The sequence below is a fragment of the Niveibacterium sp. genome (genome assembly GCF_041909475.1).
Taxonomy (GTDB): Bacteria; Pseudomonadota; Gammaproteobacteria; order Burkholderiales; family Rhodocyclaceae; genus Niveibacterium.
Window position 1 is genome coordinate 123,761 of record NZ_JAYRDJ010000004.1, and the last position, 17,008, is coordinate 140,768.

At 63.8% G+C, this 17,008-nt stretch carries 18 protein-coding genes; 9 read left to right on the forward strand and 9 right to left on the reverse strand.

Annotated features, from left to right (window positions below; translation table 11 throughout):
- Positions 1–89: 89 nt before the first annotated feature.
- Positions 90–677, reverse strand: coding sequence for a molybdopterin adenylyltransferase (gene mog, locus ACE3P0_RS05340; protein WP_374400612.1), 588 nt, complete (start codon positions 675–677; stop codon positions 90–92).
- Positions 674–1,249 carry a ribosome biogenesis factor YjgA gene (yjgA, locus tag ACE3P0_RS05345; RefSeq protein ID WP_374400614.1) on the reverse strand — a complete coding sequence of 192 codons (576 nt, stop codon included), beginning with the start codon at positions 1,247–1,249 and terminating at the stop codon, positions 674–676. The genes mog and yjgA overlap by 4 nt, the downstream gene beginning before the upstream one ends.
- Before the next feature lie 69 nt (positions 1,250–1,318).
- Between yjgA and pmbA the strand changes: the two genes are divergently transcribed.
- The 4 genes from pmbA (at position 1,319) to ACE3P0_RS05365 (ending at position 6,268) form a co-directional block, all read left to right on the forward strand.
- Positions 1,319–2,662, forward strand: a complete 1,344-nt coding sequence (pmbA, locus tag ACE3P0_RS05350; protein WP_374400616.1) for a metalloprotease PmbA — start codon at positions 1,319–1,321, stop codon at positions 2,660–2,662.
- A gap of 181 nt (positions 2,663–2,843) precedes the next feature.
- Positions 2,844–3,944, forward strand: a complete 1,101-nt coding sequence (locus ACE3P0_RS05355) for a TRAP transporter substrate-binding protein (protein ID WP_374400618.1) — start codon at positions 2,844–2,846, stop codon at positions 3,942–3,944.
- Between the two features lie 290 nt (positions 3,945–4,234).
- Positions 4,235–5,032: a type I methionyl aminopeptidase gene (map, locus tag ACE3P0_RS05360; RefSeq protein ID WP_374400620.1), complete on the forward strand. Its 798-nt coding sequence runs from the start codon at positions 4,235–4,237 to the stop codon at positions 5,030–5,032.
- Between the two features lie 267 nt (positions 5,033–5,299).
- Entirely contained in the window at positions 5,300–6,268 is a 969-nt protein-coding gene (locus ACE3P0_RS05365) for a TerC family protein (protein ID WP_374400622.1), read from the forward strand.
- Between the two features lie 37 nt (positions 6,269–6,305).
- Here the strand turns inward: ACE3P0_RS05365 and ACE3P0_RS05370 are convergent, their stop codons facing one another.
- A complete protein-coding gene (locus ACE3P0_RS05370) occupies positions 6,306–7,991 on the reverse strand; it encodes a TRAP transporter large permease subunit (protein ID WP_374400624.1) in 1,686 nt (561 codons plus the stop codon).
- A complete protein-coding gene (locus ACE3P0_RS05375; protein ID WP_374400626.1) occupies positions 7,988–8,590 on the reverse strand; it encodes a TRAP transporter small permease subunit in 603 nt (200 codons plus the stop codon). Before ACE3P0_RS05375 ends, ACE3P0_RS05370 begins: the two co-directional genes overlap by 4 nt.
- Before the next feature lie 129 nt (positions 8,591–8,719).
- Here ACE3P0_RS05375 and ACE3P0_RS05380 point away from each other — a divergent pair, with 129 nt between their 5' ends.
- The 4 genes from ACE3P0_RS05380 to ribD all read left to right on the forward strand — a co-directional run bounded on the left by ACE3P0_RS05380 (position 8,720) and on the right by ribD (position 12,363).
- Positions 8,720–9,352: a histidine phosphatase family protein gene (locus ACE3P0_RS05380; RefSeq protein WP_374400628.1), complete on the forward strand. Its 633-nt coding sequence runs from the start codon at positions 8,720–8,722 to the stop codon at positions 9,350–9,352.
- Positions 9,353–9,450: 98 nt separating this feature from the next.
- Complete coding sequence (gene glyA / locus ACE3P0_RS05385; protein ID WP_374400630.1) at positions 9,451–10,701, forward strand: serine hydroxymethyltransferase; 1,251 nt, start codon at positions 9,451–9,453, stop codon at positions 10,699–10,701.
- A 91-nt stretch (positions 10,702–10,792) separates the two neighbouring features.
- Positions 10,793–11,269, forward strand: coding sequence for a transcriptional regulator NrdR (nrdR, locus tag ACE3P0_RS05390; protein ID WP_374400632.1), 477 nt, complete (start codon positions 10,793–10,795; stop codon positions 11,267–11,269).
- Complete coding sequence (ribD, locus tag ACE3P0_RS05395) at positions 11,266–12,363, forward strand: bifunctional diaminohydroxyphosphoribosylaminopyrimidine deaminase/5-amino-6-(5-phosphoribosylamino)uracil reductase RibD (protein ID WP_374400634.1); 1,098 nt, start codon at positions 11,266–11,268, stop codon at positions 12,361–12,363. The genes nrdR and ribD overlap by 4 nt, the downstream gene beginning before the upstream one ends.
- 1 nt (position 12,364) lies before the next feature.
- On the opposite strand, the gene ACE3P0_RS05400 is transcribed toward ribD, so the two are convergent.
- The 5 genes from ACE3P0_RS05400 to ACE3P0_RS05420 all read right to left on the reverse strand — a co-directional run bounded on the left by ACE3P0_RS05400 (position 12,365) and on the right by ACE3P0_RS05420 (position 16,435).
- Positions 12,365–12,889 carry a GNAT family N-acetyltransferase gene (locus tag ACE3P0_RS05400; RefSeq protein WP_374400637.1) on the reverse strand — a complete coding sequence of 175 codons (525 nt, stop codon included), beginning with the start codon at positions 12,887–12,889 and terminating at the stop codon, positions 12,365–12,367.
- Positions 12,886–13,641: a ThiF family adenylyltransferase gene (locus tag ACE3P0_RS05405; RefSeq protein ID WP_374400639.1), complete on the reverse strand. Its 756-nt coding sequence runs from the start codon at positions 13,639–13,641 to the stop codon at positions 12,886–12,888. The genes ACE3P0_RS05400 and ACE3P0_RS05405 overlap by 4 nt, the downstream gene beginning before the upstream one ends.
- Positions 13,642–13,713: 72 nt before the next feature.
- Complete coding sequence (locus ACE3P0_RS05410; protein WP_374400641.1) at positions 13,714–14,175, reverse strand: hypothetical protein; 462 nt, start codon at positions 14,173–14,175, stop codon at positions 13,714–13,716.
- A gap of 63 nt (positions 14,176–14,238) precedes the next feature.
- Positions 14,239–15,636, reverse strand: coding sequence for a S41 family peptidase (locus ACE3P0_RS05415; RefSeq protein ID WP_374400700.1), 1,398 nt, complete (start codon positions 15,634–15,636; stop codon positions 14,239–14,241).
- Positions 15,637–15,691: 55 nt separating this feature from the next.
- On the reverse strand, positions 15,692–16,435 hold the full coding sequence (locus tag ACE3P0_RS05420; RefSeq protein ID WP_374400643.1) for a murein hydrolase activator EnvC: 744 nt from the start codon (positions 16,433–16,435) through the stop codon (positions 15,692–15,694).
- Positions 16,436–16,483: 48 nt separating this feature from the next.
- Between ACE3P0_RS05420 and ACE3P0_RS05425 the strand changes: the two genes are divergently transcribed.
- Complete coding sequence (locus ACE3P0_RS05425; RefSeq protein WP_374400645.1) at positions 16,484–16,993, forward strand: hypothetical protein; 510 nt, start codon at positions 16,484–16,486, stop codon at positions 16,991–16,993.
- Positions 16,994–17,008 lie beyond the last annotated feature (15 nt).

Here is a 17,008-nt window from a genome sequence, read left to right on the forward strand (position 1 = left end):
GCATTTCCCTTTCAGCCGAACCTCGCGCTTGCCGCGCAGTGCATCACACCGCATTGGGGCTTGTATGGCTGAAGTCGCCCCGTGGGCGCTCAGTTTGCAGGCTTGAGCGCCGATTTCGGCCGGAATGCCTTCACGATCGCCTCGTCAGTCTCGATGTACGGGCCGCCAATCAGATCGATGCAGTACGGCACCGCTACGAAGATGCCAGGCACGCAGATGCTGCCGTCGGGGTTACGCGCGCCTTCGAGGGTCTCACGGATTGCCTTGGGCTGACCCGGGAGGTTCAGGATCAAGCTCTGTCCGCGGATCACGCCGACCTGGCGCGACAGGATGGCAGTCGGCACAAAGACGAGGCCGATCTGGCGCATCTGTTCGCCAAAGCCGGGCATCACCTTGTGTGCGACGGCGAGCGTCGCTTCAGGCGTGACGTCCCGCGGCGCCGGGCCAGTGCCGCCGGTGGTCAGCACCAGATGGCAGCCGGCGACATCGCACAGCTCGATCAAGGTGGCTTCGATCGCCGCCTGTTCGTCCGGAATCAGGCGGGTTTCCGCCGTCCACGGGCTGCGCAGGGCGGTGCCGAACCATTCCGTCAGCGCCGGCAGGCCCTTGTCTTCATAGACACCGGACGAGGCGCGATCGCTGATCGACACCAAGCCAATGCGCAGCGTGTCGCTCATGCCTCGTCGCCTTCACCGCCTTCATCATCCGCGACCGGCAGCTCGCTATCGTCGGCATATTCGAAGTCGCGCAGGATGCGGAAGATCTCGCGATAGGCGCGCGGCGGTTTGGCCGCGTCACGCTCCTTGATTGCATTGCGGCGCAGGTTGCGCAGGTGCTGCAGATCGGCGTCCGGGTAGGCGGCGGCGATATCGCCCAGCGTGCCCTCGTCTTCCAGCAAGCGCTCGCGCAGGCGTTCGAGCTTGTGCTGGCGCGCGATTTCGGCACGCGACACCCCGGCGAAGGCGTCGAGCGCCTCGCGGATCGGCGCCGGGTCGACTTCGCGCATCAGCTTGCCGATGTACTGCAGCTGGCGCCGCTTCGCTTCGTGCTTGCCGACGCGGGCGTATTCGAGGACCGCGTCGTGCAGCCGTTCGGGCAGCGGCACCTTGGCGAGGCGCGCTGGCGACAGGGCCACGAGCTCGGCGCCCATGTCCTGCAGCTTGTGCATGTCGCGCTTGCGTTGCGATTTGCTGGGGCCGTCGTACTCGTCCGAGTCGTCGTCATTCTGGTGTTGTGGATTGCGGTGCATGGAGTTTCCGAAGGCGATTTGGCCACATGAACGTAAAATTATAGCTTTCGACCCGACGGATGCCCCGGCATGGCCACTTCAAATGGATTCAGCTTCACCCAGGATGCACTGCGCGAGATTGCCGCCGATGTGCTGAAAAGCGCCAAGGGCCAAGGCGCATCGGCCTGCGACGTCGATGTTTCGGAGGGTTGGGGGCATTCGGTCAGCGTGCGCCAGGGGGAAGTCGACACGCTGGAGTACCACCGCGACAAGGGCATCTCGGTCACCGTGTACCTGGGGCAACAGCGCGGTCACGCAAGCACAACCGACTTCGCTCCGCAGGCGCTGCGCGATACGGTGGCCGCTGCGGTGTCGATCGCCCGCTTCACCGCCAGCGACCCGGCGGCGGGTTTGCCCGACCCGGAGCAGCTGGCACGGGAGCCGCGCGAGCTGGATCTCTTCCACCCTTGGGCGACCGACGTGGATGCTTCGATCGAACTCGCCCGGCGCTGCGAGGCCTCGGGCTTTTCGGTCAGCGAACTCGTCACGAATTCCGAAGGGGCGAGCGTATCGACGCAGCAGACCCAGTTTGTATCGGCAAACAGCCTCGGCTTCTGCGAGGGCTATGCGACCACACGCCATGGACTTGGCTGCTCGATGATCGCGGGCGAAGGCGATGGCATGCAGCGCGATGACTGGTACGTCACCCGGCGCAACGCGCTCGATCTGCCGGCCCCCGAAGCGATCGGCGACTATGTGGCGCGCCGCGCCCTCTCACGCTTGAACGCCCGCAAGTTGAACACCTGCGAGGTGCCGGTGCTGTACGAAGCCCCGCTGGCCGCCGGCCTGCTGGGGCATTTTGTCAGCGCAGCGAGCGGCGGCAGCCTCTACCGGCGCAGCTCGTTCCTGCTCGACACCCTCGGCACCCAGGTGTTCTCGGATGCGGTAACGCTGCTCGAAGACCCGTTCATTCCCGGCGGCCTGGCCAGCAGCTGGTTTGACGACGAAGGTGTCGCGACCGCGCGCCGCGAAGTCGTCACGCGCGGCACGCTCAACGGCTGGTTCCTCGGCAGCTACTCGGCACGCAAGCTGGGCCTGAAGTCCACCGGGAACGCCGGCGGCTGCCACAACCTGATCCTGCAACCCGGCAAGCTCGGCCTGACTGGCTTGCTCAAGAAAATGGGGCGTGGGTTGTTTGTCACTGAACTGCTGGGCCATGGCGTGAACACCGTGACCGGCGACTACTCGCGCGGGGCGGCCGGCTACTGGGTTGAAAATGGCGAGATTGCGTACCCGGTGCACGAGATCACGATTGCCGGCAACCTGCGCGACATGTTCCGCGACATCGTCGCCTGCGGTAACGACATGCTTGTGCGTGGCTCGAAACAATGCGGATCGGTGCTGATTGGCAACATGACGGTTGCCGGCGACTGAGCGAGCGCACTGGCAACCCCATGCCCCGCGAGGGGTTGCCGAATTTCTTACGAGAGCCTTACAGGACAAGGCTCTCGCGGCGCCCGCGCTGCGCCAAAACCACACTTCACCTTTGCGCGATAGCTCTCGTATAGTCGCGACGTTCCCACACGAACAACCCCATAACAGGAGAGGAGACAACGTGGAACGTCGCTCATTTTTGAAGAACGCTGGCGCCGGCCTTGCTGCAGGTGCCGCCGCTGTCGCCGGCCCGGCGATGGCCGCCGAGTTGCCCACCATCAAGTGGCGGCTGGCATCAAGCTTCCCCAAGAGCCTGGACACGATCTACGGTGCCGCCGAGACGATGGCCAAGCGCGTCGCGGAAGCCACCGGCGGTAAGTTCCAGATCCAGGTATTCGCGGCGGGCGAGCTGGTTCCCGGCCCCGGCGTACTCGACGCGGTCAAGGATGGCACGGTGGAAATCGGCCATTCGGCGTCGTACTACTTCGTCGGCAAGGATCCGACCTTCGCCTTCGACACGGCCCTGCCATTCGGCCTCAACAGCCGCCAACAGACGGCCTGGATGATGCAAGGCGGCGGCCTGCAGTTGCTACGCGAGTTCTTCAAGGACTACAACATCTACAACATCCCATGCGGCAACACCGGGGTGCAGATGGGCGGCTGGTACCGCAAGGAAATCAAGACGGTCAAGGATTTCGAAGGCCTCAAGATGCGCATCGGCGGCTTCGCCGGCAAGGTAATCGCCAAGCTGGGCGCGGTACCGCAACAGATCCCGGGCGGCGACATCTACCCCGCCCTTGAAAAAGGCACCATCGACGCCGCCGAGTGGGTTGGCCCCTACGACGACGAGAAGCTGGGCTTCAACAAGGTCGCCAAGTTCTACTACTACCCCGGTTGGTGGGAAGGTGGCCCGCAGCTGTCGGTGTATGTGAATCAGAAGCAGTGGGAAGCGCTACCTAAGGAATACAAAGCGATTCTTGAAGATGCCTGTCTCTACGCGCACGCTGACATGCAGGCCGAATACGACGCGAAGAATCCGCTGGCGCTGAAGAAGCTCGTTGCCACCGGCACCCAGCTGCGTCCCTTCAGTGCCGAGGTGATGGCCGCTGCCTACAAGGCCGCATTCGAGCTGTACGAGGAAACCGCCGCCAGCAACCCGAAGTTCAAGAAGATCTACGACGCATGGAAGAAATTCCGCGACGACCAGATCCTCTGGTTCGGTGTTGCGGAGAGTCGCTACGACAACTTCTTGCAGCAGCAGCGCAGCGGCGCGAAGAAGTAGTTATCCGGCCCGCGCCGACCGACCAACCCCGCTGCGGCGGGGTTGTTTTTTGTACCGCACACCGTGGGTGAGGACGAAGCCGGTCTGCCCGCGCGCCGCAGCGAAGGCCAGAATCGAAGCGCGCCATTCCCTAACGACGCGATCCGCGCTGCACAGCAGCTTCAGCGGCAAGCCGAGTGGCGGGCGACACGCGCTATCCTTCTCCTCCGCAATTCGTTTCGGTGCCGCCGGCAGCAACAACCTCGCCGCGTCGGCACACCGCCGGAACACGACAACAGGAGAATCCGCCTATGGCCCGTTCCCGCGCCGTACGCATCCACACCCCGTCTGAGCTAGCGCAAGCCCGCACCGCGGGCGAGCTCGCCGCCTCGGTGCTCGCGATGATCGCCCCCCATGTGCGACCGGGCGTCACCACCAATGAGCTCGATCGCCTGTGCCACGACTACATTACCGGCCCCTTGGGCGCGATCGCTGCAAACGTGGGTTACGGCGGCTTCCCGAAAACGATCTGTGCATCGCCGAACCATGTGATCTGCCACGGCATCCCCAACGATCGTCCGCTTGTCGATGGCGACATCCTCAATATCGACGTCGCGGTGATCAAGGATGGGTGGTTCGGCGATACCAGCCGCATGTACCTCGTCGGCGAGCCCAACAAGCAGGCGCGTTGTCTGGTGCGCAACGCGTTCGACGCGATGTGCGCCGGCATCGAAGCGGTGAAACCGGGCGCCACGCTGGGCGACGTGGGCTACGCGATCCAGACGGTTGCCGCGCAGGCCGGCTTCAGTGTGGTCCGCGACTACTGTGGCCACGGCATCGGACAGGTCTACCACGACGCACCGGAAGTGCGGCACTACGGCCGTCGCGGCGAAGGCCTGGTGCTGGAGCCGGGCATGCTGTTCACGATCGAGCCGATGATCAACGCTGGCAAAGCCACGTCCGCCCTGCTGGCCGATGGCTGGACGGTGGTCACGAAAGATCGGTCGCTCTCGGCGCAGTGGGAACACATGGTGGCTGTCACCGAAACCGGCTTCGACATCCTCACCCCGTGGCCGGACGGCAACGGCGACTACCCCGCGATCGCCTAGCGCCACAACCACTGCAGATATTTTCCCGACACGCGGAACTTTCCCGAAGTGCCGCTGACTGAGTAGCTACCAAAGGGGAGTAGCTCCCGATCGGATGTTCGTCATGACGTGGCCCGTGGCAGGGCTGCCGGGCATCCGGGCAGTACGCGCAAGTGCGCGACTGCGAGCAAGACCTTTGCCGTTACCGGCAAAGGTCCGTTCTGAAACGTGCGGCCTGATCCGGCAACGGACAGGCCGATTTCATTTCAACGCGTTCAGGAGCTTCTGATGGCAACAATTGGTACATGGTGGATGTGGACGGGCTTCTTCGTGCTCGTACTTGCATTCATCCTGATGGACTTGTTCCTGCTGGGGGGCCGCAAGGCTCATAAAGTGGGGTTCAAGGAAGCGGCGGGTTGGTCCGTCTTCTGGGTCAGCATCGCAATGGGTTTCGCCGCTGCGCTCTGGTTCTGGCTCGATGCGACCGTGGGCCGCGAAGTCGCCAATCTGCGTGCCACCGAATTCATTACCGGCTATCTGATCGAGAAGTCGCTCGCCGTCGACAACGTGTTCGTGTGGCTGATGATCTTCAGCTACTTCGCGGTGCCGATCGAATACCAGCGTCGCGTGCTGCTCTACGGCGTGGTCGGCGCAATCGCGCTGCGCACGGTGATGATCTTCGCCGGCGCGGTACTGATCGCCAAGTTCCACTGGATCCTCTATCTCTTCGGCGCCTTCCTGATCGTCACCGGCATCAAGATGCTGATCGTGTCCGAGGGCGAAGCCGATCTGTCGAAGAACCCGGTGCTGCGCTGGATGCGCGGGCATCTGCGCATCACCGACAAGATCGAGAATGAATCCTTCACGCTGATACGCGACGGCGTACGCTGGTTCACGCCGATGTTTGTCGTGCTGGTGCTGGTCGAGATTTCCGACGTGATCTTCGCGGTCGATTCGATCCCGGCGATCTTCGCGATCACCACCGACCCCTTCATCGTGCTGACGTCCAACATCTTCGCAATCCTTGGCCTGCGCGCGATGTACTTCTTGCTGGCCGACATGGCGGATCGTTTCGTGTATCTGAAGCACGCCCTTGCGCTGGTATTGCTGTTCATCGGCACGAAGATGATGATCGTCGAGTGGTACAAGGTGCCGATCGGCATCTCGCTCGGGGTAGTCGCCGCGATCATCACGACGGGCGTCGTCCTCAGCCTGATGGCCACCCGCCGCAGCGCAACAAAGCTAACCCAGCCGTAATCAGCAGAAAGGCCCGCGCATCTCGCGGGCCTTTTTTTCACTTGTTCGCCGAGTCTGCTTCAGGCGGCGGGATATCCGGCGGTGGAATCTCCGGCGCCGACTCGTCCGCAGTCGGTGGCGTTAGTTCCGGCGCATCCATCTGCTCCAGCGGCACATCGATCTGCACCTTGTCCACATCGACATCAACCTTCTTGTCCAGGCTCATCGTCACCATGCCGGGAAACACAATCACCAGCACGACCATGATGACCTGGATCACCACAAAGGGCACAGCCCCCCAGTAGATGTCGGTTGTGCGCACACTCGCAGGCGCCACCGAGCGCAGGTAGAACAGCGCAAACCCGAAAGGCGGGTGCATGAACGAGGTCTGCATGTTCACGCCGAGTAGTACGCCAAACCAGATCAGGTCGATCCCCAGTTTCTCCGCCACCGGCCCAAGCAAGGGCACGACGATGAACGAGAGCTCGAAGAAGTCGAGGAAGAACGCCAGCAGGAACACCAGGATGTTCACCACGATCAGGAAGCCCACTTGGCCACCCGGCAGATCCAGCAGCAGGTGCTCAACCCACTTGTGCCCATCCACGCCGTAGAAGGTCAGGCTGAACACCCGCGCACCGACGAGGATGAAAACCACGAAAGCAGTCAGCTTGGCCGTGGACTCCATCGCCTGCTTCAGAAGCTTGCTGTCGAGCCGCTTGCGCATCACCGCCATGATCAGCGCACCCGTCGCCCCCATCGCGCCACCCTCGGTCGGCGTCGCGATGCCGAGGAAGATCGTGCCCAGCACCAGGAAGATCAGCAGCAGCGGCGGGATCAGCACGAAGGTGACCTGCTCGGCCATACGCGACAGCAGGCCAAGCTTCAGCAGCTTGTTGATCAGCGCCAGCAGGAACGCAAAGATCACGCCCGAGGCCATCACCATGACGATCTTCTCGTCGGTCGGTGCGTCCGGCTTGTTGGCGTAGTACCAGTGCTCGAACGCCACGGCAGCCGCAACCGCCAGCACCACCAGCACAGCCAGCGAACGCAGCCCGCTCTTGCCGTCCGGCTCGCGGATGGTGCGGGCTTCGGCGGGCAGCGCCGGTGCCCATGCAGGGCGCACCATCGTGACCAGGATGATGTAACCCACATACAGGCCGGTGAGCACGAAGCCGGGGATGAAGGCGCCCTTGTACATATCGCCCACCGAGCGCCCAAGCTGGTCGGCCATGATGATCAGCACCAGCGACGGCGGAATGATCTGCGCCAGCGTGCCGGATGCCGCGATCACGCCGGAGGCAAGGCGCTTGTCGTAGCCATAGCGCAGCATGATCGGCAATGAAATGAGGCCCATCGAGATCACCGATGCCGCCACCACACCGGTCGTCGCCGCCAGCATCGCACCGACGAAGATCACCGCGAAAGCCAAGCCACCGCGCACCGGGCCGAACAGCTGGCCGATGGTCTCGAGCAGATCCTCGGCCATGCCGCTGCGTTCCAGGATCAGCCCCATGAAGGTGAAGAACGGGATCGCGAGCAGCGTGTCATTGCTCATCACGCCCCAGATCCGGTCCGGCAAAGCCTGGAACAAGGACGGCTGCAGCAGCCCGAGTTCGATACCGATCAGCCCGAACACGACACCCGTTGCGGCGAGAGCGAACGCGACGGGGTAACCAAGCAGCAGCATCACGACCATCGACAGGAAGATGATCGGCGCGATGTTCTGGATGAGGAAGTCCATCACTTGCCCTCCCCTTCCGCCAGACCGCGCATCTTGCGGATCTCCTCGGCCAGCTCTTCTTCTTCCGACGGGCCGACGACGCCCTCCGTCGAGTCAGGCCCATGGCCGGTAAGAAAAGCCAGTCGTTTGAATATCTCAGAAAAGCCCTGCAGGATCAGCAGGAACACGCCAACCGGCAGGATCAGTCGAGCGGGCCATAGCTTCAGGCCACCGGCGTTGGCCGAAGTCTCACCGCTCTGCAGGCTGGTCATGAAAACCGGCCACGAGAGTTTCAGGATGATGAAAGCCATCGGGAACAGGAACAGCACCGTCCCGAAGATGTCGACCCACATCTGCGTGCGCTTGGAGAACTTGCCGTAGATCACATCAATGCGGACGTGCGCATTCTTCTGCAGGGCAAATGCGGCACACAACAGGAAGACGCCCGAAAATAGGTACCACTGGATTTCCAGCAGCGAGTTGGAACTCATGTTGAACAGCTTGCGTACCACCGCGTTGCCGGCACTGATCAAGGTCATGATCAGGATCAGCCAGAACGCGGCACGCGCAATCCGCTCATTGAGCAGATCGATCAGGCGGGATAGCCGCAGCAGAATGCCCAAGGTTTTGTCTCCTCACTGGTGGTGACGCGCCCTCTTGATGGGGCCCGTTTATCGTTGTGGCGCAAGTATGGCATCGGCGGGCGCAAGACATAAAATCCCGCTTCGCTTCCCGATGGACACCACCTCCGCATGACCGCACGCCTCTGCCTGATCCGCCACGGCGAAACCGACTGGAACGTCGCCCGCCGCATCCAGGGCCACACCGACATCCCGCTCAACCACACCGGTCTCGAACAGGCGCGTCTGCTCGCCCAGTGCCTCGCCGACGAGCAGTTCGACGCGATCTACTCAAGCGACCTCGGGCGCGCACGCCAGACGGCTGAAGCGGTAGCGCATCGCCTGCACCAAACCGTGCAGCTCGACCCGCTGTTGCGTGAACGCCACTACGGCGAATTCCAGGCGCGGACCTACGACGAAGCGCGCGAACGCTTTCCGGCGGCCTACGCACACTTCGAGGCACGCGTGCCGGACGCCGACTTCCCCGGCGGCGGCGAGAGCCTGAACGTGTTCCTCGCCCGCGTGCGCGACGCACTCAACCGCATCGCCGACGCGCACCCGGGCGGCAGCGTGCTGGTCGCTACCCACGGCGGCGTGCTCGACATGGCGCACCGCGTTGCGGCCGACCTGCCGCTCGAAAAGCGCCGCGATTTCCCGATCAGCAACGCCACCGTGAACTGGTTGATGCGGGAAGACGGCGATTGGCGGATTCTGGTGTGGGACGAACGCAGCCATCTCGATCGGGCGCTGGACGAACTGCCGTAGCCGTTTTGCGCGATGCCGCGCTGCAAAAATCCTGAGGAAACAAGCACCTGACGCGTGCTAAAATTCGCGTTTTACCCCACTGCCAGACCAACATCGCCATGTTCTCAAAGCAGCAGACCCTTGCCAAAGTCGATCCGGAACTCTGGGCCGCGATCGAAGCGGAAAACCGCCGCCAGGAAGATCACATCGAGCTGATCGCCTCCGAAAACTACGTCAGCGCTGCGGTGATGGAAGCCCAGGGCTCCCAGCTCACCAACAAGTACGCTGAGGGTTACCCCGGCAAGCGCTACTACGGTGGCTGCGAGCATGTGGACGTGGTCGAGCAGCTCGCAATCGATCGCCTGAAGAAGGTCTTCGGCGCCGATGCCGCGAACGTGCAGCCGAACTCCGGTTCGCAAGCCAATCAGGCCGTGCTGATGGCCTTCGCCAAACCGGGCGACACGATCATGGGCATGAGCCTCGCAGAAGGCGGCCACCTGACGCACGGCATGCCGCTGAACATGTCCGGCAAGTGGTTCAACGTCGTCGCCTACGGCCTCGATGCGAAGGAAGAGATCGACTACGAAGCGATGGAAGCGCTCGCCCGCGAGCACAAGCCGCGCATCATCGTGGCTGGCGCATCGGCCTACTCGCTGCGCATCGACTTCGAACGCTTCGCGAAGATCGCGAAGGAAGTCGGCGCGATCTTCTGGGTTGACATGGCGCACTACGCCGGCCTGATCGCCGCCGGTTGCTACCCCAACCCGGTGCCGCACGCCGATGTCGTCACCTCGACCACGCACAAGACGCTGCGCGGTCCGCGCGGCGGCGTGATCCTGATGAAGGCCGAGCACGAGAAGGCGATCAACTCCGCCATCTTCCCGGGCCTGCAGGGCGGCCCGCTTGAGCACGTCATCGCCGCGAAGGCCGTCGCCTTCAAGGAAGCGCTGACGCCCGAGTTCAAGCACTACCAGGAACAGGTCATCAACAACGCCCGCGTGATGGCACGCGTGCTGGCGGAGCAACGTGGCCTGCGCATCATCTCCGGCCGTACCGAGAGCCATGTCTTCCTCGTCGACCTGCGCGCGAAGAAGATCACCGGCAAGGAAGCTGAAGCCGCGCTGGGCCGCGCCCACATCACGGTGAACAAGAACGCGATCCCGAAGGACCCGGAGAAGCCCTTCGTCACCTCGGGTATCCGTATCGGCTCGCCGGCGATGACCACCCGCGGCTTCACTGAAATCGAAGCCGAACGCGTGGCACACCTGATCGCCGACGTGCTGGATGCCCCGGCCGACGAAGCGGTGCTGGCTCGCGTGCGCGACGAAGTGTCCGCGCTGTGTAAGAAGTTCCCGGTCTACGGCGCGTGACGAGCACGCCTCGACACCGCTAGACTCGACGGGCGCCGCATTGCGGCGCCCGTTTCACATCCAGAACCCGTTCGCGAGCGCCCAGCCAGCCATGAAATGTCCCTTCTGCAGCACCCCGTCCACGCAGGTCACCGACACCCGTGAGAACGAGGAAGGCGACATCGTCCGCCGCCGCCGTCGCTGCCTGCATTGCGACAAACGCTTCACGACCTACGAGCGGATCGAATTGCGCATGCCGCAAGTGGTCAAGCGCAACGGCAGCCGCACCGAGTACGACCACGAGAAGCTGCGCGCCAGCATGAAGCTCGCGCTGCGCAAACGCCCGGTCACTGCCGAGAGTGTGGACTCGGCAATCAGCCGTATCGAAGAGAAGCTACTGTCGCTCGGCGAGCGCGAAATCCCGAGCGAGAAGCTCGGCGAACTCGTGATGCGCGAACTGAAGAAACTCGACAAGGTCGCCTACATCCGCTTCGCGTCGGTGTATCGAAACTTCGAGGATGCAGAAGAATTCTCCGAAGTGATCCGCGAAGTCAGTACCCGCGCGCGCCGCGCCAAGGCCACCGAGTGAGCTTCAGCGGCGACGACCATCGCTTCATGGCCCGCGCGCTGCAACTTGCCGAGCGCGGCCGCTACACCACCTCACCCAACCCACGCGTCGGCTGCGTCGTCGTGCGCGACGGCAGCATCATCGGCGAGGGCTGGACACAACCCGCCGGGCAGAACCACGCCGAGCTCCAAGCGCTGAACGACGCCGCGGCACGCGGCGAAAACGTGCGGGGGGCCACGGCCTACGTCACGCTGGAACCGTGCAGTCACTTCGGCCGCACGCCACCTTGTGCGGATGCACTGGTGCGAGCAGGCCTCGGCCGCGTTGTGTCGGCGATGGAAGATCCGAATCCGCTGGTCAGTGGCAACGGGCTGCGCCGCCTCAACGATGCGGGTATCTCGACAGCAAGCGGGCTGCTCGCTGCCGAAGCACGCGAACTTAACGCCGGCTTCGTCTCTCGCATGACGCGCGGGCGCCCGTGGGTCCGCGTCAAAATCGCCGCGTCGGCCGACGGCCGAACAGCGTTGGCAAACGGGCAAAGTCAGTGGATTACGGGTGAAGCCGCACGGTGCGACGTGCACCACTGGCGAGCGAGCGCCTGCGCGGTGCTGACCGGCATCGGTACGGTGCTCGCGGACAACCCGCAGCTCAACGTGCGGCATGTGCCGACGACGCGCCAGCCCAAGCGCGTAATCGTCGACGCGCGACTCGACACCCCGCCAACGGCCGCCTTGTTCGATGGCGGAGAGGTCTGGATCGCAACGCCGAACGCGGAAGGCCCAAAGGCCGATGCGCTGCGCGCTGCGGGCGCCGTCTTGATTGCAAGCCCGATCGATGGCTCAGGCCGCATCGATCTGCCGCGGCTCTTCAGCGAACTCGCCCAGCGCGGCATCAACGAACTGATGGTGGAGGCCGGTGCTCGCCTGTCAGGCGCCGTGATCGCTGCCGGCCTCGCCGATGAAATACTGCTCTACCTTGCCCCCTGCCTGATGGGGAACGACGCCCGGGCGATGGCCGACATGCCACCGATCAGCGCGATGGACGATGTCGGCCGCATGCGCTGGGTGGACGTACGGAAACTCGGTGAAGATCTGCGGCTGACGCTACGGCCTTAACTCACATTGGCGCCGGCCCTTGGGGCGCGCTTTCAGGGCCAAGATTCAGTCGCATGGGCACACAATCGAACGCAAGGCCGCGCGGAGATCGGTAGGTCGCCGTCTCATCTCCACTGAAGCCGCAGGCACGGTAAAACGCGGCGGCATTGATCGTGGCCTCTAGCGTCAAAGACATCACCCCAGCATCGCGCGCCAGGCCTACCAGGTGCGCAACGATCGCCCTGCCGATGCCAGACCGCATGTAACCGGGATGGACGAACACCGCATCCATCTTGCCGGTCTTCAAATCAAGCGCCCCGGTACCGACAACTCTGCCCTCCCGTCTCGCGACGACGAAGCTGCGCTCCACGTCTTCGACAAACGCATCGGGCATTTCACCCGCGGTCCACGCGTCGACAACCTCTTCGGGATAGCACCCGGCGCATTGATACCGAATGGATGAATTGCGAACGGCCCAGGCTGCTTCGGCGTCGTTCGCGCCCGCCTTGCCGATCGTGAGCGAAGCGCCCTCAGCAGCTCGACTCACGTTGCTGTCACCTGACACACCGAACACGACGGATCACGCGGATAACGCACTTCGCGCCACCGCATTGCCAGAGCGTCGAGCAACAAGAGACGGCCCACGAGCGCCTCGCCGCAGCCGGCAAGCAGTTTGAGCGCTTCGGCCGCCTGCGTTGCGCCGACGATACCGGTGAGCGGCGCGAACACGCCGGTCACCGCGCAGCGCAGTTCCTCCAGCGACTCGCCTTCCGGGAACAGGCAGTGGTAGCACGGCGCACCGTCGCGGCGCAGGTCGAACACGCTGATTTGTCCATCGAAACGGATCGCAGCCCCCGATACGAGCGGTTTGCGGAAGCGCACACAGGCCCGATTCACAGCATGGCGAGTGGCAAAGTTGTCGCAGCAGTCGAGTACGACATCGGCCTTGGCGACCTCCTGGTCCAAGGCCGCGCCTTCGAGTCGAGCATGCAAGGCGACGATTTCAATTTCGGGGTTCAAGGCACGCAGCGCGCGCTCGCCCGACACCACTTTCGGCTGCCGCACCGAGGCCTGGGTATGCAGGATCTGGCGCTGAAGATTGGTCAGATCGACCTCGTCGCCATCCGCCAGCACCAGCGTTCCGACTCCGGCCGACGCTAGGTAAAGCGCCGCTGGCGAGCCGAGCCCGCCGGCCCCCACCACCAGCACGCGTGCGGCACAAATGGCCGCCTGCCCCGCGATGTCGATTTCCGGCAGCAGGATGTGGCGGGAGTAACGCAGCAGTTGTTCGTCGTTCATGTGCCCAGTTCCAGATACAAAAACGGCGCGGGTGTGATCCGCGCCGTCGGGTCGATGCGCGCCGCGAGCGCGCTATTTGTACTCGCGCAGCTCCGCCGGCGTGTCGTCGTGATCGCCGTGCGGGTGATGTTCCCAAGCCTTCACGTAGACCTCGTTCGACTTCTTGATCAGCCGCTCGGGCGAGCGAAGGTTGCGCAGTTGCGTGTCTTCGCAGTAATGGATCACGGCGTTGTGAATCCGCGTGTAGAACGACGGATCGAGATGAAAGCCCATGCTCACCAGCAACCCCTCCACCTCTTCGAGCGAATGGTCGGCCAGTGAGTAGGTGATCCACAAGGACTCAGGCCGCAAGCCACGCTCCACGACCAGCCCCGGCACCGAGGTCAGGCGCAACATGGCCTGCTCCGACTGCCCAGCGGGCAGGACATGAAACCGCACCTCGCGCCGCTTGTGCAGCACTTCGGCGTCGCAGTTGAGGCTGTGCGCCCTGTGCTTCCTGCCGGCGAGCCGGTAAGCCTTGTCGCGTTCCAACATGGCCAATCCTCCGTCGTTTGCCGACGCAGCGGTGCGAGCCCGGCTAGCACCGCCCAGGCGTTTTCAGCGTGCTTTCTGGACGATCTGCATGCCCTTCAGCACATTGAGCGCTTGCGCCAGTTGATGGTCGTTCTTGCCGCCGATTTCGAACGGTGCGAGCGGTGCATCCTGCTCCTCGCCGTCCTTCTCCTTGCCCTTGCCCGCCGGCTTCGCTTTCGCGCTCGGCTCGGCCTTCGCAGGCGCAGCCTCAGTCGCAGCCGGCGTTTCCAGATGTCGCTCCAGATCCGCTTCACGCAGGCGCTGGAACGAACCATTCGGTGTGTCGTCGACCACGATATCCGGCGCAATGCCCTTGGCCTGGATCGAACGACCGCTCGGCGTGTAGTAACGCGCCGTGGTCAGCTTGATCGCGGTGTTACCTGCGAGCGGCAGGATGCTCTGCACCGAGCCCTTACCGAATGTCTGCGTCCCGACGACGACCGCGCGCTTGTGATCCTGCAACGCCCCGGCCACGATTTCCGACGCCGACGCGCTAGCACCGTTGACCAGCACCACCATCGGCGCACTCTTCGCAGAGGCCGGCACCGTCTTCAGGAAGTCGTCCTTGCTGCCGCGCAGGTAGTCCTGCGGTGCCACGTAGAACTTGTGACGCGAGTCATCGGTACGGCCATCAGTCGACACAACCAGCGTCTGAGCCGGCAGGAAGGCGCCGGACACTCCCACCGCGGCATTCAGCAGGCCACCCGGGTCGTTGCGCAGATCGAGCACGATCGCCTTGATGCCCTGCTTGTCGAGCTTGCCGAGTTCCTTGGCGACGGCCGGTGCGGTATTTTCCTGGAACTGTGCAACGCGCAGGTAGGCAATGCCCGGCTCGACCATCCGCGCCTTCACGCTTTGCACCTGAATCACTTCGCGCATCAGCGTCAGCTCGATCGGCTTGTTCTCACCCTTGCGAGCGATCGTAAGCTTGATCGAGGTCTTCGGCTTGCCGCGCATCTTCTTTACCGCGTCGTTCAGGGTCATGCCCTTCACCGCAGTGTCGTCGAGCTTGATGATCAGATCGCCCGGGCGCACTCCGGCGCGGAAGGCTGGAGTGTCTTCGATCGGCGAGATGACCTTGACGAAGCCGTCTTCCATGCCAACTTCGATACCCAGCCCGCCGAATTCACCCTGCGTGCCGACCTGCAGATCCTTGTAGGCCTCTGGATCGAGATAGGTCGAGTGCGGATCAAGCCCGGACAGCATGCCGCTGATCGCATTGGTGATCAGCTTCTTGTCTTCGACGGGCTCGACGTAGCCCTGCTTGATGGCGTTGAACACCTCGGCGAAGGCGCGCAGCTCTTCCACCGGCAACGGCGCAGCGGCTTCCTTGTTGGCGCTGGCTGAATAGTTAAGGCTCAGTGCCACACCGGCGCACAAGCCCACCATCACAAGCCCCGCCTGCTGCAACTTGCCGCGCATCTTTGATTCCTGTGCCATCTGGTTCTCTGTTGTAACGGTCCGGCTCACCGGTTCTTCAGCGCGATCCGACCCATTTCGCCGGATCCTGCGCCTGACCGTGATGCCTGATTTCAAAGTATAAACCTGATTCCTCGCTGCCCCCGCTCGCGCCAATGCTCGCGATCGGGTCACCGGCGCGCACCGACGTGCCAGCCGGTTTGTACAGCGCCTCGTTGTTGCCGTAGACCGTCATATAACCATCGCCGTGATCGACGATCACCAGGTTGCCGAAGCCGCGCAGCCAGTCGGCATACACGACCCGACCAGCGGCAACGGCGCGCACGTCGCCACTCGCTACACGGATAAAGACGCCCTTCCACTGCGTACCGCCGTCCGCCCTTGGAGCGCCGAAGCGGCCCACAAGTTCACCGCGCACCGGCCATTTGAGCTTGCCTTTCAGCTCGCCGAATGCGATCGACGGCACACTGTCGTTGGCTGCTTCCTCGGCCTTGCCGGTGACAGGTTCGCTCACAGGCGTTTCGCTTGGTTTCGCCGTTGTGACCGGCGGGCGCTCGGCGGACGGCTTTCCGGCCACCTCGGGAACAGGCTTGGGCGCGGGCTTTGGCTTCGCAGGCTTGCGCGGCGGCGGCAGACGCGAGAGGCCATCGAGGAGCTTACCCAACCGCTTCTCATCCTGCTTCAGCGAACTGACTTCACGCCGCTGCGCCTTGATCTTGTCCTGAATGCGCGCGAGTACTTCCGCGCGCTGCTTCTGTTCGCGCTGCAACTCGGCGGTTTCGGCGGCCTGTTCGCGCTCCAAGGCCGCGATCTGCTCGCGCCGCTGGCGAACTTCCTCGATGAGCCGCTCATGCTCGGCAAGCGTTTGGCGGGCAGATTCGATCTCACGTTGGCGCGCTTCGGCCAGCCGTTCGAGGTAGTAGGCGTCGCGCGCGATCTGATTCGGGTCGTCGGCGCTCAAGAGAGCGCGGGTGCCGGCGCGCCGACCGAACACGTAGTAACGAAACAGGGTGTCGCCGAGCGCCTTGCGCTGGGCGTCGAGCTTGGCCGCGACAGCGTCGCGCTCCGCTTCGCGCTGTGCGATCTCGGCCTCGGTGGCCGCCCGCTCGGCCGCAATCTCGCGCAGCCGGCGACGCGCCGCCGAGATGGCTTTCTCTGCGCCGGAGAGTTCATCGGCCGCTTCGCTGCGGGACGCTTCGGACGAAGCGATTTCCTCCTGCAGTCCGCGAATCCGCTGGTGGAGTTCATCGAGATCCGCCTTGCGGGCGTCGATCTCGGCAGTGTTGCGCGTCGCCGCAATGCCGGCGGTCGCAAACAAAAGGGCGAGGAGCGCCAAAGCGCCCCTCGCCCCGATCGGTAATGATCGAATCACGAA